The 17,101-nt window shown below is 57.9% G+C and carries 10 protein-coding genes and 1 pseudogene; 9 read left to right on the plus strand and 2 right to left on the minus strand.

Annotated features, from left to right (window positions below):
• Nucleotides 1–35 precede the first annotated feature (35 nt).
• Genes RTH74_RS10025 through RTH74_RS10035 form a run of 3 tightly spaced genes read left to right on the plus strand, consistent with a single transcriptional unit; the run spans nucleotide 36 to nucleotide 5,901 of the window.
• On the plus strand, nucleotides 36–1,298 hold the full coding sequence (locus RTH74_RS10025) for a TolC family protein (protein ID WP_003139513.1): 1,263 nt from the start codon (nucleotides 36–38) through the stop codon (nucleotides 1,296–1,298).
• Nucleotides 1,295–2,755, plus strand: coding sequence for an efflux RND transporter periplasmic adaptor subunit (locus RTH74_RS10030; protein ID WP_061239417.1), 1,461 nt, complete (start codon nucleotides 1,295–1,297; stop codon nucleotides 2,753–2,755). The genes RTH74_RS10025 and RTH74_RS10030 overlap by 4 nt, the downstream gene beginning before the upstream one ends.
• Nucleotides 2,752–5,901, plus strand: a complete 3,150-nt coding sequence (locus RTH74_RS10035) for an efflux RND transporter permease subunit (RefSeq protein ID WP_059392067.1) — start codon at nucleotides 2,752–2,754, stop codon at nucleotides 5,899–5,901. Before RTH74_RS10030 ends, RTH74_RS10035 begins: the two co-directional genes overlap by 4 nt.
• Before the next feature lie 342 nt (nucleotides 5,902–6,243).
• Here the strand turns inward: RTH74_RS10035 and cadR are convergent, their stop codons facing one another.
• Nucleotides 6,244–6,696, minus strand: coding sequence for a Cd(II)/Pb(II)-responsive transcriptional regulator (gene cadR, locus RTH74_RS10040; RefSeq protein WP_017675702.1), 453 nt, complete (start codon nucleotides 6,694–6,696; stop codon nucleotides 6,244–6,246).
• A gap of 235 nt (nucleotides 6,697–6,931) precedes the next feature.
• On the opposite strand from cadR, the gene RTH74_RS10045 reads away from it, so the two are divergent.
• The 6 genes and pseudogenes from RTH74_RS10045 (at nucleotide 6,932) to RTH74_RS10070 (ending at nucleotide 13,866) form a co-directional block, all read left to right on the plus strand.
• Nucleotides 6,932–9,214, plus strand: a complete 2,283-nt coding sequence (locus tag RTH74_RS10045; protein ID WP_017675703.1) for a heavy metal translocating P-type ATPase — start codon at nucleotides 6,932–6,934, stop codon at nucleotides 9,212–9,214.
• A 16-nt stretch (nucleotides 9,215–9,230) separates the two neighbouring features.
• Nucleotides 9,231–9,575: pseudogene (locus tag RTH74_RS10050) on the plus strand (DUF3703 domain-containing protein).
• A 26-nt stretch (nucleotides 9,576–9,601) separates the two neighbouring features.
• Entirely contained in the window at nucleotides 9,602–10,078 is a 477-nt protein-coding gene (locus tag RTH74_RS10055) for a hypothetical protein (protein ID WP_059392066.1), read from the plus strand.
• Between the two features lie 605 nt (nucleotides 10,079–10,683).
• Nucleotides 10,684–12,009, plus strand: coding sequence for an OprD family porin (locus tag RTH74_RS10060; RefSeq protein WP_026088463.1), 1,326 nt, complete (start codon nucleotides 10,684–10,686; stop codon nucleotides 12,007–12,009).
• Nucleotides 12,010–12,156: 147 nt separating this feature from the next.
• Nucleotides 12,157–12,435 (plus strand): hypothetical protein, encoded by a 279-nt coding sequence (locus RTH74_RS10065; RefSeq protein WP_224490798.1) that lies wholly within the window; start codon nucleotides 12,157–12,159, stop codon nucleotides 12,433–12,435.
• 462 nt (nucleotides 12,436–12,897) lie between these two features.
• Nucleotides 12,898–13,866 carry an arsenic resistance protein gene (locus RTH74_RS10070; RefSeq protein WP_059392065.1) on the plus strand — a complete coding sequence of 323 codons (969 nt, stop codon included), beginning with the start codon at nucleotides 12,898–12,900 and terminating at the stop codon, nucleotides 13,864–13,866.
• A gap of 107 nt (nucleotides 13,867–13,973) precedes the next feature.
• On the opposite strand, the gene RTH74_RS10075 is transcribed toward RTH74_RS10070, so the two are convergent.
• Nucleotides 13,974–17,096: an efflux RND transporter permease subunit gene (locus RTH74_RS10075; protein WP_045733420.1), complete on the minus strand. Its 3,123-nt coding sequence runs from the start codon at nucleotides 17,094–17,096 to the stop codon at nucleotides 13,974–13,976.
• Nucleotides 17,097–17,101: the final 5 nt, after the last annotated feature.

The following is a 17,101-nucleotide window of genomic DNA, read 5'->3' on the forward strand; positions in this document are numbered from 1 at the left end:
TCGCGACTTCGATCAATCGCATTGGAGGCGAAAGCATGTCCGCTTTCCTTTTTCCACGCCGTGGCTTTCTCGGTGTGTTGGCTGCCGCATTCTGGGCAGCTCCCTGGCTTGCCGCGCAGGCGCAGCCCCTAACTTTCGAACGAGCCCAAGCTCTGGCCGAGCAGAGTGCCCCTGAGAACCTCGCGCGCCAGGCGCAGGTGGCATCGGCACAGCAGGCTGTCGAGCCCGCAGACGCCCTGCCCGATCCCAAGCTGATTCTAGGCATCGACAACCTGCCGATCGAAGGCCCTGACCGTTACACGCTTAATCGTGACTCCATGACCATGCGCCGCATTGGGTTCATGCAGGAAGTCCCCAACAGTGACAAGCGTCAGGCTCGGCGCCAGTTGGCCGAGGCTTCAGTAGGCCGAGCCGAGGCCGAGCAGCGTGCCATGCAGTTGGAGATCAAGCGCCAGACGGCAGTGAGCTGGCTGGATGTGTACTACGCCGAACGCAGTGTTGGCCTCTTCGATCAACTGGACCGTCAGATCGAGATGCTCCGCTCGACCGTGCAATCGCTGATTGCCGGCGGTAGTGCTCAGCCTGGCGAGCTGTTGCAGGCCGACCAGGAAGCTTTGGCGTTACAAGATCGGCGAGATGAACTGAATCGCGATGTGGCAGTAGCTCGTGCCAAGCTGCGCCGCTGGATAGGCAACGAGGCTGACCAGCCTTTGCAAGGAGGTGTTCCCAGTCTGAACCTGGTGGCACCGCACCTGCAGCAACGCATTGCCTCACACCCTGAGTTGCGCGCTGCCTCCGCCCGAGTCGGCGAGGCTAGCGCCGAGCTGAACGAGGCCATCGCCGAGAAGACCCCCGACTGGGGTGTTGAGTTTGCCTACAACAATCGCGACAACCAGTTCGGCGATATGGTGATGGTGCAATTTACCTTCGACCTGCCGTTGTTCGTAGGCACACGTCAGGGGCCCAAGATCAACGCCAGACAACAAAGCGTGTCGCAGATGGAAGCCGAGCAGGAAGCATTACTGCGCGCCCATCAGGCTGAGCTGGAAGGCGGTATTGCCGAGCTTGAGCAACTGCGCAGGACCTTGTCACGCACCGAAAAAACCTTGATCCCGCTTGCAAGCAAACGTGCCGATCTCGAACTGGCCGCCTACCAAGCCGGTAACAGCCAGCTCACATCCGTTATTACTGCCCAGCGCGACCTGATTGATGCGCAACTGCGGCAGATTGAACAACAGCGCAAGTTGAGCCAGCTCTCCGCAAGCCTGTACTACGCCTATGTGGAGGGCCTGAAATGAAGATATCGACATTTGGTTTTGCGGTCGCCGTGCTGACCGTGGGCATTGGCGCGGCGGGCGGTGGCTACTGGCTGGCCCAGCGGCAAGCCAAACACGAGCTACTGCCTAGCTCCGCACCGACGGACGAGCGCAAAGTGCTCTATTGGTACGACCCGATGCAGCCTGAGCAGCGCTTCGATAAACCGGGCAAGTCACCTTTCATGGATATGGAGCTTGTCCCTAAATACGCAGGATCCGAGCAAGATCCGTCTGTCCTGAGCGTCCCCGCTCAAGCCGTGCAGAACCTCGGAATGCGGACCTCGAAGGTGATCCGCGGTGTACTGCCCTCGGATATCGAGGTGGTCGGCTCCCTGGCCTATAACCAGCGAGAGGTAGCGAACCTCCAGGCCCGCGCTGGCGGATTCGTCGAGCGGGTTTACGGGCGTGCCCCTGGCGATGTACTGCCAGCTGGAACACCCTTGGTCGACCTGCTGATTCCCGAGTGGTCCGCCGCGCAGTTGGAGTTCCTCGCGGTACTGCGTACCGGTGACGCCCGCTTGATCACTGCGGCCCAAGAGCGCCTCCGCCTGCTCGGCATGCCACAAGCGTTGATAGAGCAGGTTCGCCGCAGCGGCAAACCGCGGGCAGTGCAAACCCTCACCACACCTATCAGCGGCGAGCTCCAAGCCTTGCAGGTACGCGCCGGGATGACCGTTGAAGCCGGGCAGGATCTGGCGTTGATCAACGGGCTGTCCAGTGTCTGGCTCGATGCGGCGATACCCGAGGCCATGGCCGGAAGTATCCAGGTCGGGGACGAGATCCGCGCCAACCTGACGGCCTTTCCTGATCGACCGCTGCTGGGCCGCGTCATAGCCTTGCTGCCGAGTGCCGATCCGCAAACGCGCACGCTCACGGTACGCAGCGAGCTACCCAACCCTGCCGGTAAGTTGCGCCCCGGCATGTTCGCCGCCGTACGCCTGAACAGTGCCGTCGAACAATCCACGCTTCTTGTGCCGAGTGAAGCCGTGATTCGCACCGGGAAGCGTGCATTGGTGATGCTGGCCGAAGGCGACGGACGCTACCGTCCCCAGGAAATCACCTTGGGCCGCGAGGCCGATGGGCGTCTGGAGGTGTTTTCCGGTCTTGAGGAAGGTCAGGCGGTCGTTACCTCCGGCCAGTTCCTCATCGATTCGGAAGCCAGCCTGCAGGGCATCCTGGCCGGCAATGCAGAACAGGACAGCACGGAGGGGCTGCATGTGTCTCACGGCGTTATTCGCGCACTGGACGGGAAACAAGTCACCCTGGAGCATGGCCCCTTCGAGAGCCTGAATATGCCAGGTATGACCATGGCTTTTCCTCTGGTCAGCTCCGAAGTAGCTGTGGGACTTAAGCCAGGAGATCACGTACGCATCGCCGCACGTCAGACAAACTCCGGCCTGCTGATCGAGCAGCTCCGCAAGGAAGGAGACCAGCCATGATCGCGCGCCTGATCCATTGGTCGATCGGCAACCGCTTCCTGGTACTGCTGGCCACCCTGTTCATCACCGCCCTGGGCCTCTGGTCGCTGCGCAACACGCCGTTGGATGCACTGCCGGACCTATCTGACACCCAGGTCATCATCAGAACCAGCTTTCCCGGACAGGCACCGCAGATCGTCGAGAACCAGGTGACCTACCCACTGGCCACAACCATGCTCTCGGTACCGGGGGCGAAGACGGTGCGCGGCTACTCGTTCTTCGGCGACTCCTTCGTCTACGTGCTGTTCGAGGACGACACCGACCTCTACTGGGCGCGCTCGCGGGTGCTGGAGTACCTCAACCAGGCGCAGGAACGCCTGCCCGAGGGTGTTACCACCACCCTTGGGCCGGATGCCACCGGCGTGGGCTGGATCTACCAGTACGCCTTGGTCGACCGCAGCGGCCAACATGATCTTGCGCAGCTACGGGCGCTGCAGGACTGGTTCCTCAAGTACGAGCTCAAGAGCCTACCCAACGTGGCCGAAGTGGCTACCCTCGGGGGCATGGTCAAGCAGTATCAGGTGCTGCTCGATCCGCAAAAGCTGGTGGCTTATGGGGTAACTCAGCAGGAGGTCGAAGCGGCGCTGAAGAGCGCCAATCAGGAAACCGGCGGCGCCATCCTGGAGCTGGCGGAGCGCGAGTACATGGTGCGGGCTTCAGGCTATCTAGAGAGCCTGGAGGATTTCCGCAATGTGCCGCTGCGGGCTTCGGCCAGCGGAGTTCCGGTGCTGCTGGGTCAGGTGGCCACCATTCAGCTGGGGCCAGAGATGCGGCGTGGCATTGCCGAGCTGGATGGCCAGGGTGAAGTGGTAGGCGGCGTGGTCATCCTACGCTCCGGAAAGAATGCCCGCGATGCCATCGCTGCGGTGAAGACCAAGCTGGACAGCCTGAAGGGCAGCCTGCCGGCCGGCGTCGAGGTGGTCACCACCTATGACCGCTCGCAACTGATCGACCGCGCCATCGATAACCTCAGCTACAAGCTGCTGGAAGAGTTCGTGGTGGTGGCCTTGGTTTGCCTGCTCTTCCTCTGGCACCTGCGCTCGTCGCTGGTCGCGATCATCACCCTGCCCCTGGGCATCCTCATGGCCTTCATCGTCATGCGCTACCAGGGCGTCAATGCCAACATCATGTCGCTCGGCGGGATCGCCATCGCCATCGGCGCCATGGTCGACGCCGCCGTGGTGATGATCGAGAACGCGCACAAGCACATCGAAACCTGGAAGGCTCGACACCCTGGTGAGCAGCTACAGGGCGAGGCGCACTGGCGGGTGATCGGCGAAGCCGCGGTCGAGGTCGGGCCGGCGCTGTTCTTCAGCCTGCTGATCATCACCCTGTCCTTCCTCCCGGTCTTCACCCTGGAGGCCCAGGAAGGCCGCCTGTTCGGCCCGCTGGCCTTCACCAAGACCTATGCCATGGCGGCTGCCGCCGGACTCTCGGTCACCTTGGTACCGGTGCTGATGGGCTACTGGATTCGCGGGCATATCCCCAGCGAACAACAGAACCCCTTGAACCGCTGGCTGATCGGCGCATACCGGCCGGTACTGGAGTGGGTGCTGGCTTGGCCAAAAGTGACCCTGGCGCTGGCCGTGCTGGTCTTTTTGTCCAGCCTCTGGCCCCTCAGCAGACTCGGAGGAGAGTTTCTGCCGCCCATGGACGAGGGCGACCTGTTGTACATGCCCTCGGCCCTGCCCGGCTTGCCGGCGAGCAAGGCGACCCAACTGCTGCAGCAGACCAACCGGATGATCCTCACGGTGCCGGAAGTGGCGCGGGTGTTCGGCAAGGCCGGGCGAGCGGAGACGGCCACCGACCCGGCGCCGCTGGAAATGTTCGAGACCACGGTGCAGTTCAAGCCGCGCGAGCAATGGCGTGCGGGCATGACGCCGGAAAAGCTGATCGAGGAGCTGGACCGCGCGGTGAAGGTCCCCGGGCTGTCCAATATCTGGGTGCCGCCCATCCGCAACCGCATCGACATGCTGGCGACGGGGATCAAGAGCCCCATTGGGGTGAAGGTCTCCGGAACCTCCTTGGTCGACATCGAGCGCATAACGCGCGATATCGAGGCCGTGGCCAAAGAGGTGCCTGGGGTGAGTTCGGCCTTGGCAGAACGCCTGACCGGAGGTCGCTATGTGGATATCCAGATCGATCGGCTGGCCGCGGCGCGCTATGGCCTGAGCATCGCCGATCTGCAGACGGTGGTATCGGGCGCCATCGGCGGCAGCAATATAGGCGAGACGGTTGAAGGACTGGCCCGCTTCCCGATCAACCTGCGCTATCCCAAGGAGTGGCGAGACAGTCCGCAGGCACTACGGCGTATGCCGATCCTCACTCCAGCCGGCCAGCAGATCACCTTGGGCACCGTCGCCCAGGTAACTCTGACCGAAGGGCCGCCGATGCTGCGCAGCGAGAACGGGCGACTGTCCGGCTGGGTCTATGTCGATGTCCGTGGGCGCGACCTGGCCTCGACCGTGCGCGAGCTGCAGCAGCGCGTCGCCGAGCGGGTACAACTCGACGCCGGCATGACCGTCTCCTACTCCGGTCAGTTCGAGTTTCTGGAGCGCGCCAATGCGCGGCTGGCCTGGGTGGTGCCGGCGACTCTGTTGATTATCTTCGTGCTGCTCTACCTGACTTTCAGCCGCTTCGGCGAGGCCCTGCTGATCATGGCCACCCTGCCCTTCGCCCTATCGGGCGGCATCTGGCTGCTCTACTGGTTCGGCTTCAACCTGTCGGTGGCCACCGGCGTGGGCTTCATTGCCCTGGCCGGCGTCTCGGCCGAGTTCGGGGTGATCATGCTGCTGTACCTGAAGAACGCCTGGCATGCGCGTGTGGATACCGGGCGCAGCGGTGATCCGGCCCTACTGGAGGCAATTCGTGAAGGCGCGGTGCTGCGTGTGCGGCCCAAGGTGATGACGGTGGCCGTGATCATCGCCGGCCTGTTGCCAATCCTCTGGGGCGGAGGTGCCGGATCTGAGGTGATGAAGCGCATCGCCGCGCCCATGGTCGGCGGCATGATTACCGCGCCGCTGATGTCCATGTTGGTTTTGCCGGCCGCGTACTGGCTGATGCGTCGACAGGGCAAACGAAAGAGTTACTCACCACAGGAGCTATAGCTCTGAGTGTTCAGGAGAGCCCCTCCGCCAGATGACGAAAAGGGGCTTATCTGCCTTAAATCACGCGTTTAACACTCAGGTACTCGCCCTTGGGTTCAGCTCAACGGCAATGGCACAGTGACCCTCAGGTGCTCAAAGCCTGGGAGGCTGCTGCCGTGCGCCAGACGACCACGTTTTTTGTGAATGGCAAACCGCTCCTGAGCTTTGGTGCACAGCCACTGATTGATCTGGTTAAAGCTGAAATCGAACAAAGCAAATAAGCGCTTGCAGTCTGTAAACAAACGAACCCGCACCACCGCCTGCAATGTCTCGTGCCGAGTACTGCAGGTGGTGGCGCATTGTTTAGTGGCGATGGCTTTTCCCAACGTGGGTATGGCCATCATCTGGAAGTGCACTGACTCCGCCGGTGGTATTCAGGCGCTGGAGAATTCCACACTCGTCTACACCCCGCTCAGAGGCGCAACGGTGTCGTAACTCAACCAGCTGTTGTTGCAGTGCCAGGAGGCTGGTCACTCGCGCTTGCACATGCTCGATGTGCTCATCCACTAAGCTATTCACACCCTCACAGTTCCCCTCTGGCCGATCCATCAGCGCCAACAAGCTTCTGATCTCGTCCAGGGTCATGTCCAGTGTTCGGCAATTACGAATAAACGTAAGCCTCTCAAGATGCTCACTGCTGTAAAGACGATAATTGCCCTCGCTGCGAGCCGGTGTCGGCAACAGCCCTTCACGCTCGTAATAGCGAACCGTTTCAACCTGGCAATCGGCAAGCTTGGCCAGCTCTCCAATTTTCATGAAATACCCCTTCTACAAACTCTTGACCCTGTAGTGGCTTCAGGGTGTTCACTCTACAGCACTGACCAATAAGGATACCCCCATGGCTGGTTGCTGCAGTGATGAACAAAAACCTGAAGCGGTTTCAAAGGATGTCTGCTGTGACCCCAGCGGCGCGTTTAAGTGCTCGGCCACGGCAACTACAACGGTAAATGCCATGGTTCGCTCCAGGCTCAGCAGTTTCCGTATTGAACAAATGGACTGCCCCACCGAACAGACGCTGATTCAAGACAAACTGAGCAAGCTGGCTGGCATAGACAAGCTCGATTTCAATCTGATCAATCGCGTTCTTGGGGTATGGCACAGCTTGCCGTCGACCGCTCTTATTGAAGCGGCGATCTCATCCCTAGGTATGCAAGCAGAACCGCTCTCTGCTGAGGGGCAAGCCCGCATCACAATCGAACAGATGGACTGCCCAACGGAAGAAAAGCTGATCCGCGACAAGCTCTCCTCCCTGACCGGCATCAGCGCGCTGGAGTTCAACTTGCTTCAGCGCGTATTGACGTTTAGCCACACAGCAGAAGCATTGCCAGCAGCCCTGGCAGCGATTCGCGACCTTGGTTTCACGCCAGTGGTTGAGGGTGCAGCAACAGTAAACGATGAAGCGCAAGCAGCGCCGCGCAAGAAGGCTTGGTGGCCTTTGGCGCTATCCGGTGTGGCTGCCGTATCGGCTGAAGTGCTGCACTTCGCCGAGCTTGCACCTGAGTGGGTTGTGGCCGGTGTGGCGCTGCTCGCCATTCTGCTGTGCGGCCTGACGACCTATAAAAAGGGTTGGATTGCGCTGAAGAACCGCAACCTGAACATCAATGCACTGATGAGTATTGCGGTTACCGGTGCGGTGCTGATTGGGCAATGGCCGGAAGCCGCCATGGTCATGTTCCTCTTTTCTGTGGCCGAGCTGATCGAGGCAAAATCGCTGGGTCGGGCTCGTAATGCCATCCGCGGCCTGATGGATCTGACCCCAGAGCGCGCCACGGTGCAGCAAGCAGACGGCTCATGGCTTGAAGTTGAGGTTAAAACCATAGCCTTAGGTGCATTGGTCAGGGTTCGGCCTGGCGAGCGAATCGGCCTCGATGGCGAGGTGACTTCCGGCAACTCCACCATCAACCAAGCGCCGATCACGGGGGAAAGCCTGCCCGTAGAGAAAACCGTCGGAGACCCGGTTTTTGCTGGCACCATCAATCAAGCAGGCTCGCTGGAATACCGCGTCGTGGCAGCCGCTGCCAACACTACGCTGGCACGCATCATTCACGCGGTCGAAGAGGCACAGGGTTCACGTGCTCCGACCCAGCGCTTTGTCGACCAATTCGCCAAGGTATACACCCCTGTCGTATTCCTATTCGCCCTGGCTATCGCCATTGTGCCGCCACTCTTCATGGCCGAACCCTGGTACGACTGGATCTATCGTGCCTTGGTACTGCTGGTGGTCGCTTGCCCTTGCGCCTTGGTTATTTCAACGCCCGTCACCATTGTCAGTGGCCTGGCTGCGGCTGCGCGCAAAGGCATTCTGATCAAAGGCGGTGTCTACCTTGAAACCGGCGGCAAGCTTGGCTTCCTGGCACTCGACAAGACCGGCACTATTACTCACGGCAAGCCGGTGCAGACCGATTACATGCCGCTGGTTGATCAGGACTCAGAAGTCTACCGCACACATGCCGCCAGCCTCGCCAGTCGGTCTGACCATCCGGTATCGCAAGCGATAGCCAAGCATGCCAGTAAGAATGGGCTGGCGTTTACCGCCGTTGAAGGATTCGAAGCCCTACTGGGTCGAGGTGTTCGAGGCACCATCGAAGGCATAGATTTCCACCTGGGTAACCACCGCCTGGTGGAAGAGCTTGGCCTCTGCTCACCCGAGCTGGAAGCGACGCTGGAGCGTCTCGAACGCCAAGGTAAAACAGTGGTGGTGCTGTGCAATCCGCAGCGTGCCATTGCCCTGTTCGCCGTTGCCGATACCGTCAAGGGCTCCAGCCGCCAGGCAATTGAGGAGCTTCATGCGCTTGGCGTGAAGACCACAATGCTGACCGGCGATAACCCGCACACCGCAGATGCGATTGCACAGCAGGTAGGCATCGACGAGGCACGCGGCAACCTACTGCCAGTCGACAAATTGCAGGCCATTGAAGCATTGCAGGCGCGCGGCTACGTTGTAGGGATGGTCGGCGATGGCATCAACGATGCGCCGGCGCTGGCGAAGTCTGAAATCGGTTTCGCCATGGCCGCCGCCGGCACGGACACGGCCATCGAAACTGCGGATGTGGCCTTGATGGATGACGACCTGCGCAAGATCCCGGCCTTCATCCGCCTGTCTCAACAGACCGCCGTCATCCTCAAGCAGAACATCGTGCTGGCGTTAGGGATCAAGGCCCTGTTTCTCGCCATTACCCTAACGGGGCAGGCGACGATGTGGATGGCCGTCTTTGCCGACATGGGCGTCAGCCTGCTGGTGGTGTTCAACGGCCTGCGCCTGCTTAAAAAGTAGGATCGGAGGATTGAAGATGAAAGCAGCATTGCAACTCGCAATTGAACAAGCCTTTCAGCAGGCCCGGCAGGCCATGCAGGAACAGCGCAGCGCAGATGCCTTTCAATGGTTAGAGCGCGCGCACATCCTGACCCAACGCCAACCCGTGCTGCATGCTGGGTCACACTGACTGATGCTTGTGCTCGGCTGGCAGACCGGCGATTACCGCGAGGTCGCGGGGCAACTACCACGTATTTTCGCGGCCCTGCTGTTCTCCAAAATCTGGGTGCCTATCGGCAATACAGGCCGCTCCAGGGTCAGTGCTTTCAAGCCCATGCCGGTTCCCGAAGAACCACAGACCTTGCTTGCCGATGACAAGTAAACTCAATCCGGTCGGTGATTGCGCCCATGCAAATTGATATCTCTACCCAGCTGCCATGCTCACTGGCAGAGGTGATCGCCCAGGTGCGCACGCCACGTCTGCTGCATCAGGTTGCATCACCGTTGCTGAGTTTCAGCCCGCTGACTCCCGTTGAGTTTCCTGGCACCTGGAACGAGGGCACTTACTGGGTCAAGCTGAAGTTATTCGGCGTACTTCCCATTGGCCGTCAGGCGATTGTGATTACATACCCGCAGACGGAAAATGCTCAGATTTTCATGCTAAGAGACAACGGCTACAGCCCGCTGATCAGCAAGTGGGATCACCTCATTACGGCACAAGAGGTCAACGGCGGAACGCTTTACCGAGATAGCGTGACCATCAAGGCGGGCGTCCTCACTCCGTTCGTCTGGCTATTTGCGCGCCTGTTCTACGCCCACCGTCAGCGCCGCTGGGCAACCTTGGCGGCAAATGGCTTTAACTACGGAAACTCTCAGCCGCTGTAGTAATCGCACCTTGCTAGGTTCTTGGTCGCATCAACCAACTCTTCGTCTGGTAAGCGCTGAGCCCATGGCTATTCACACCCATGCGGTCACAGTTTCATGCACCATTACTGCCATGAGCTGGAATATACGCAGTGCGCCTGCCAGCTCCAGCTCGTCAGCGAAATGCTGGCTTACACGGCGGGAGTGAGCAGCATGCCCGAATCACGCAAGGTGATTCGGGTGGACGCTTACGAGCATCCAAACAAGATCAACCGGCGTCACCCCCAGCCGGCTTGTCACATCAGCCCGGCGCTATCGATCTATCTGAGTGCACCGTCCTATGAGCTGGCAGTCATGAACATTCGGCCTGATCAAGGCTGGAGCTCTCTCGACCTACCCGTCGGATTCTATTGAAAATCTGAATTCAAATGTCGCTTTAAGACAACTTTCATTGCCGCCTTGTGAAGATTACAGAATTGTAATTTTCCAATCATCTTCAAGTTATCTTCAGCTTGCAAGGATAGGGCTCAGCTCCCCAAAGGCGCAGAGCGCTTGAGGGTGCAATACCTATAAGAACGCCATGGCGAAAACTAGACTAATAACTGCCAATTATAAAGGAGCAATAAATGCTTAATAAAACCAAACTATCCCTTGCAGTATTTTCGGCGATTGTCAGTGCAGCTCCGCTCATGGCGGCCGCAGAAGAGCAAGCCGAAGGTTTTGTAGAAGGTAGCAGTTTCAATATTCTCAACCGTAACTTCTACATGAATCGTGACTTTCGTAAAGGTCAGTCGAGCAACACTGACAATGGTTATACTGAAGCTTGGGCACACGGGATCATTGGCCAGTTCGAGTCGGGCTTTACCCAAGGTACCGTAGGCTTTGGTATTGATGCCTTCGCCATGCTCGGCCTTAAACTGGATACCGGGGATGGTCGATATGGCCCAGGTGGTACTGTTAATCTGCTGCCGGTAAATAGTGATGGTGAAGCCGAAGATAACTACTCCAAAGTGGGTGGTGCAGTAAAAGCCCGGCTATTCGACACCGTTGTCAAAGTGGGTGATGTGTTCCCCATGACGCCGGTGGTTCACTACGGTGACTCCCGCCTGCTACCGGAAAGCTTTCGCGGCGTTACGGTTGAGAACACAAGCTTTGATGGTTTGACCCTTCAGGGTGGCCGCCTGCATGCCATGAGCCAGCCGCAGGTCAGCACCATGCGTGATGAGTTCGCAACCTTCTATGCGGGCTCTGTCGCGTCTCCATGGGTTGCCTATTTCGGCGGTGACTATTCGCTAAATGACAACCTGAGCTTTAGTCTCTATAGCAGCCAACTCAAGGATGCTTGGAAGCAGCACTATGCCGGTACGTCCTTCACCTACCCGCTGACCGACAGTGTTTCCTTGTTCGGTGGCTTGAACTACTACAAAGCTGTTGATGACGGCCAGCAGCTGTTGGGTGAGTTCGATAACGACATTTACAGCGGCAAAGTGGGTGTGCAGTTCGGTGCACACAGCGTTGCCCTGTCGCACCAGCGCAACAACGGCGACGATGATTTCGACTACCTGCGCCAGTCTGATTCCATCTTCCTCGACAACTCTATTCAGTACAGCGACTTCAACTCGCCGAAAGAGAAGTCCTGGATGCTGCGCTACGACCTAGATATGGCCAGCTATGGCGTTCCTGGACTGACCTTCATGACGCGCTATGCGCTGGGTACAGATGCGGACTATTCCGACGCCAACAGTGTGTATATGCGTCGTGATGCCGATGGCAACCCGCTGACTGACCAGAAGCGCTGGGAACGCAACATCGAAGCCAAGTACGTCGTCCAAACGGGCTCACTGAAAGAGATGTCCTTCCGTGTTCGCCAGATGACTACCCGCGCAACGGATTACGAGTCGGATCTGGACGAGGTTCGTCTGATCGTCGAGTACCCACTGAGCGTGCTCTAAAAATGGATGGGCGGGCGGGCTCTAAAAGCACTGCCCGCTCATGCATAACAAGATAGGCAGTTATTAGATTTCAAGAATGTAATGTTGGGCTCACGCTGCTGTTAGCTTCACCTCCGTAAAATTCACTCGAACTTGCAGAACTTGTCCATGAACCTCGACAAGCTAATAATTGAATTTTACGAGGCCTGCCTTATGAAGATGTTGAAAGCCCTAGTTATTGGATCAGTACTTCTTGTCGGCTCCACACAGTCTTATGCAGAAGATGGCTATGATCGCTCAATGAAAGCTCAGGCAAAATTTCGAGCAGATCAAAAACGAATTCACGGAACTGAGCCTGCTGCCAAACCGGCGGACGAACTAAAGGTTAAGACCAGCAACCAAGATCGGACCAATACCGATCTTAAAAAAGAAACCAACGCTGACTAACCGCTCACTTCCGAACGATGTTCACCTCTAGAAGCTCCCGAGCTCCTTTGGAAAGAGGTGTACCCTAAGCGCCCTTCGGGGCGCTTTTTTTATTTAATCTTTAATAATAAGAAAGATTCACTGGGAGTTTAAACCTCCAAGCTAGACAACTAACTCTTCTCTTCCGCAAGTCATTCATATCTGCAACAAGCCATCGCTGTCAGCGTGTAGCAAGAAGGGCAAAATGATACCGGTGAAGGCCTTTAGATTGATCTGCCTGATATCTGCAAAGGCACTCGGCTATCACCCCGATGCTAGAACACGGTGTCATTTGAATACCGCGCCCTTGCACCGTCAGCAGATACCCACTCAATAGCCAGACGCCGTGCCCATCTCAATCTTTCATGATTCAAGCCATCCAAGAGGATCGCCACGCTTTTCGCTTCCTCATGTAAGCTGACGTTTTTCATCCTTGAGGATGCTATGAGTAGGGATGCACTTGAACAAAACCAGATACCGATCTATTTCGTCGCGGTCATTGCAGCGGCAATCGGTGGGTTAATAGCTACTGCAGCGGCGCAGAGCCTGAACGCATTAGTGACCCCGACTATCGCCGTGCTGATGTACGCGATGTTTCTGCAAATTCCCTTTCTTGATCTCCGCAAAAGTCTTAGCAACAAACGCTTCATGTCAGCCTTGCTTATCGCCAATTTCGTACTGATTCCACTGCTGGTATGGGCACTCACCAGAGGGCTCGCAGAACACCCGGCAATCCTAATAGGCGCTCTTCTAGTTTTGCTCACCCCGTGTATCGACTACGTGGTGGTCTTTACTCACATTGGCAAAGGCGACTCGCGTGCGATTCTTGCAGCAACCCCCATCCTCTTGCTGTTGCAGCTTGTGCTGTTGCCTGTGTACTTGGCTTTCATGCTAGGGGAGCAATCCCGAGTCGTTATCTCGATAGCGCCTTTCGCTGAAGCCTTTCTCGCACTGATTGTCGTGCCTTTATTGCTCGCGGTTGCTACAGCAGCCTTGGCTAAGCGCTCACGGTTCGTAGGTCGCTGGAACACCGTATGGGCATGGATGCCAGTCCCTGCGATGGCGGCAGTTCTCATTGCGGTGGTTGGGTCGCAAATCTCGCCGGTGGTTCGTGATATCGACCAGCTTTTACCGGTGATCCCGGTGTACATCGGTTTCATGCTTTTGGCCCCCGTAGTGGGCGCACTGGCTTCAAGAGCTTATAAACTGCCCGCCTCGACGGCGAGAGCGGTTACTTTCAGTACCTCCACACGTAACTCGTTGGTGGTTCTTCCGCTGGCCCTGGCATTGCCTGAAGAAATACGGGGGCTTGCAGCCGCAGCGGTCATCACCCAGACGCTGGTTGAGTTGGTGGGTGAGCTTGTCTACATCCGGGCAGTTCCGATTCTTATTTGGCGTAAAAAAAGCCGCTGAGGACGTCACAGGCACAGTCACCGCCCACATTGAGCGGTATTTACGGTAAGCAAAAAGCCCCGCTCAAGAGCGGGGCTTTTCAGTTGCACACGAATAGCGCTGTGAACTTAGCGCAGACGATGGGCCAAGCGGTAGAGCAATGGCAAAACCAGCAGCGTCAGCACGGTTGAAGACAGGATTCCGCCAATCACCACCGTCGCCAGAGGGCGCTGAACTTCTGCGCCCGTACCGATGGCAGTGGCCATTGGAATAAAGCCCAGAGACGCAACCAAAGCAGTCATCAGCACCGGCCGCAAACGAGTCAACGCGCCTTCACGAATAGCCTCGTCCAGCCCCATGCCGTTCTCACGCAAACTGCGAATAAAGGAAATCATCACCAGGCCGTTGAGTACCGCGACACCCGACAACGCAATGAAACCCACCCCCGCAGAGATCGAGAGCGGAATATCACGCAGCCACAAGGCCATGATCCCGCCGGTCAGCGCGAAGGGCACGCCGGTGAATACCAGCAGGCCATCTTTGACATTGCCGAACATCATGAAGAGCAGCGTGAACACCAGCAGCAACGAGACCGGTACGACAATCTGCAGGCGCTTGGCTGCCGACTGAAGCTGCTCGAAGGTGCCGCCCCAGGTCGTCCAGTAGCCTGTAGGGACGCTAACCGCCAGGGCGATCTTGCTCTCGGCCTCGGCGACAAAAGAGCCAATATCGCGGCCGCGAACGTTGGCGGTGACCACCACGCGACGCTTGCCACTTTCACGGCTGATCTGGTTCGGCCCCGGTGCGGACACCACGCTCGCCACATCAGCCAGGCGCACAAACCCTGGGCCATCCAGCCCATCGCCATTGGCCAGACGAATAGGCAGCTGCTGGATCTTGTCGACATCATTGCGCCACTCGTCCGCCAGGCGAACTTGGATATCGAAACGCCGGTCACCTTCAAACAGTGCACCCGCCTCGCGCCCGCCGATGGCGGTGGAAATGGCGTCCTGAATCTCCGAGACATTCAAACCGAATCGTGCGGCTTTCTCACGGTCGATTTGTACGCTGAGCATCGGCAGACCGGTGGTCTGTTCGACCTTCACATCAGCTGCTCCTGGAATACCCTCCAGCACCTCAGCGATTTGCTCGGCGGTCTCGTTCATCACATCCATGTCATCGCCAAACACTTTCACTGCGACGTCACTGCGTACGCCGGAGATCAGCTCGTTGAAGCGCATCTGAATGGGCTGAGTGAACTCATAGTTGTTGCCGGAAACCTGTTCAACCGCCTCCTGCATCGCCGCAACCAAATCGGCTTTGCTGCGATCAGGATCGGGCCACTGGTCGCGCGGCTTTAGCATGACAAAGTTGTCCGCCACGTTCGGCGGCATTGGATCGGTTGCGACTTCAGCGGTTCCAAGCTTGGCGAACACCGTATCAACCTCGGCAAAGGATTTGATTCGTTGTTCGAGTTGCACCTGCATTTCAATTGCTTGCGAAAGGCTAGTGCCAGGAATACGCAGGGCATGCAAAGCGATATCGCCCTCATCCAGGCTCGGCACGAACTCACTGCCCATCCGCGAAGCAGCTAAACCAGAAAGCACCATGATGACTGTCGCAATGGTCAGCACTAACGGCTTGCTGACCATGACCCAATCTAGCAACGGCGCGTAGCCTTGCTTGACCCAGGCCATTAGCCGATTTTCTTTTTCACTGACGTTGCCATTGAGGAACAGTGCAACAGCTGCCGGGACGAATGTCACCGAGAGGATCATGGCTCCGAACAGGGCTGTCACCACGGTGAACGCCATTGGGTGGAACATCTTGCCTTCCACGCCGGTCAGCGCAAATATCGGCAGGTACACCACCATAATGATCAGTTGGCCGAACAGCAGTGGACGACGCGCCTCCTTCGACGCCGCGAACACCTCATGGAAGCGCTCATTACGGGTCAACGTTCGGCCTGCTGCGGCCTGGGCGTGAGCCAAACGACGCACGCAGTTCTCTACGATCACCACGGCACCATCGATGATGATGCCGAAATCGAGTGCGCCAAGGCTCATCAGGTTCGCGCTGACCTTGTTGCTGACCATGCCCGTAAAGGTGAACAGCATCGACAGCGGAATCACCATTGCGGTGATGAGGGCCGCCCGAATGTTACCCAGGAACAGGAACAGGATAGCGATAACCAGCAGAGCGCCTTCGATCAGATTCTTCTTCACCGTATTGATGGCCTTATCGACCAATACAGTGCGGTCATAGACCGTCTTCGCTATGACTCCTTTCGGCAGGTTGCGATTGATCTCCTTTATGCGCTGGTCGACAGCCTGCGATACATAGCGGCTGTTCTCACCAATCAACATAAAGGCAGTGCCGAGCACCACCTCCTGGCCGTTCTCAGTAGCGGCACCGGTGCGCAGCTCCTTACCCAGGCCAACCTCGGCCACATCACCGATGCGCACAGGAACACCATCGGTGTTCTTGATGATGATGTTGGCGATGTCAGCGATATTGCCGACTTGTCCCGGAGCGCGGATCAGGTACTGCTCGCCGCTGCGTTCGATGTAGCCCGCACCAACGTTGGCATTATTGCTCTCCAACGCAACCACAATGTCCTGCAGGCTGAGGCCATGTGCGACCAGGCGCTCCGGCTTGGGTGAAACCTGGAACTCCTTGGCATAACCGCCAATGGTGTTGATCTCGGTAACACCTTTGACGGTTCGCAGTTGCGGCTTGACGATCCAGTCCTGAATCTCACGCAGATCCATCGGTGTATAGGTGCTGCCATCCGGCTTCTTCGCACCGTCTTGCGCCTCGATGGTCCACATGTAGATCTCGCCCAGACCAGAAGCGATTGGCCCCATGCTCGGCGACAGATCACTGGGTAGATTTCCACGCGCTTCCTGTATCCGCTCATTCACCAACTGACGAGCGAAGTAGATGTCTGTGCCGTCTTCGAAAATGACGGTGACCTGCGACAACCCGTAACGTGAGATTGAACGCGTTTCCTGTAAGTTGGGCAGCCCAGCCATTACCGATTCAATCGGAAAGGTCACGCGTTGCTCGGTTTCCAGTGGCGAGTAGCCCTTTGCCTCGGTATTGATCTGCACCTGCACGTTGGTGATGTCGGGAACCGCATCAATCGGCAACTTCTGGTAGCTGTAAACACCCAACGCTGCCATGCCGAGCACAGCCAGCAAGACTAGCCAGCGCTGGTCGATGGCGAAGCGAATTAATCGTTCGTACATGTCAA

This window comes from Pseudomonas sp. zfem001 (genome assembly GCF_032621725.1).
Taxonomy (GTDB): domain Bacteria; phylum Pseudomonadota; class Gammaproteobacteria; order Pseudomonadales; family Pseudomonadaceae; genus Aquipseudomonas; species Aquipseudomonas sediminis.

What these genes read in the sequence shown, in the direction of transcription:
- RTH74_RS10025 (WP_003139513.1), top strand. Translation starts at nt 36, where the DNA reads ATGTCCGCTTTCCTTTTTCCACGCCGTGGCTTTCTCGGTGTGTTGGCT.
- RTH74_RS10030 (WP_061239417.1), top strand. Translation starts at nt 1,295, where the DNA reads ATGAAGATATCGACATTTGGTTTTGCGGTCGCCGTGCTGACCGTGGGC.
- RTH74_RS10035 (WP_059392067.1), top strand. Translation starts at nt 2,752, where the DNA reads ATGATCGCGCGCCTGATCCATTGGTCGATCGGCAACCGCTTCCTGGTA.
- cadR (WP_017675702.1), bottom strand. Translation starts at nt 6,696, where the DNA reads ATGAAAATTGGAGAGCTGGCCAAGCTTGCCGATTGCCAGGTTGAAACG.
- RTH74_RS10045 (WP_017675703.1), top strand. Translation starts at nt 6,932, where the DNA reads ATGGACTGCCCCACCGAACAGACGCTGATTCAAGACAAACTGAGCAAG.
- RTH74_RS10055 (WP_059392066.1), top strand. Translation starts at nt 9,602, where the DNA reads ATGCAAATTGATATCTCTACCCAGCTGCCATGCTCACTGGCAGAGGTG.
- RTH74_RS10060 (WP_026088463.1), top strand. Translation starts at nt 10,684, where the DNA reads ATGCTTAATAAAACCAAACTATCCCTTGCAGTATTTTCGGCGATTGTC.
- RTH74_RS10065 (WP_224490798.1), top strand. Translation starts at nt 12,157, where the DNA reads ATGAACCTCGACAAGCTAATAATTGAATTTTACGAGGCCTGCCTTATG.
- RTH74_RS10070 (WP_059392065.1), top strand. Translation starts at nt 12,898, where the DNA reads ATGAGTAGGGATGCACTTGAACAAAACCAGATACCGATCTATTTCGTC.
- RTH74_RS10075 (WP_045733420.1), bottom strand. Translation starts at nt 17,096, where the DNA reads ATGTACGAACGATTAATTCGCTTCGCCATCGACCAGCGCTGGCTAGTC.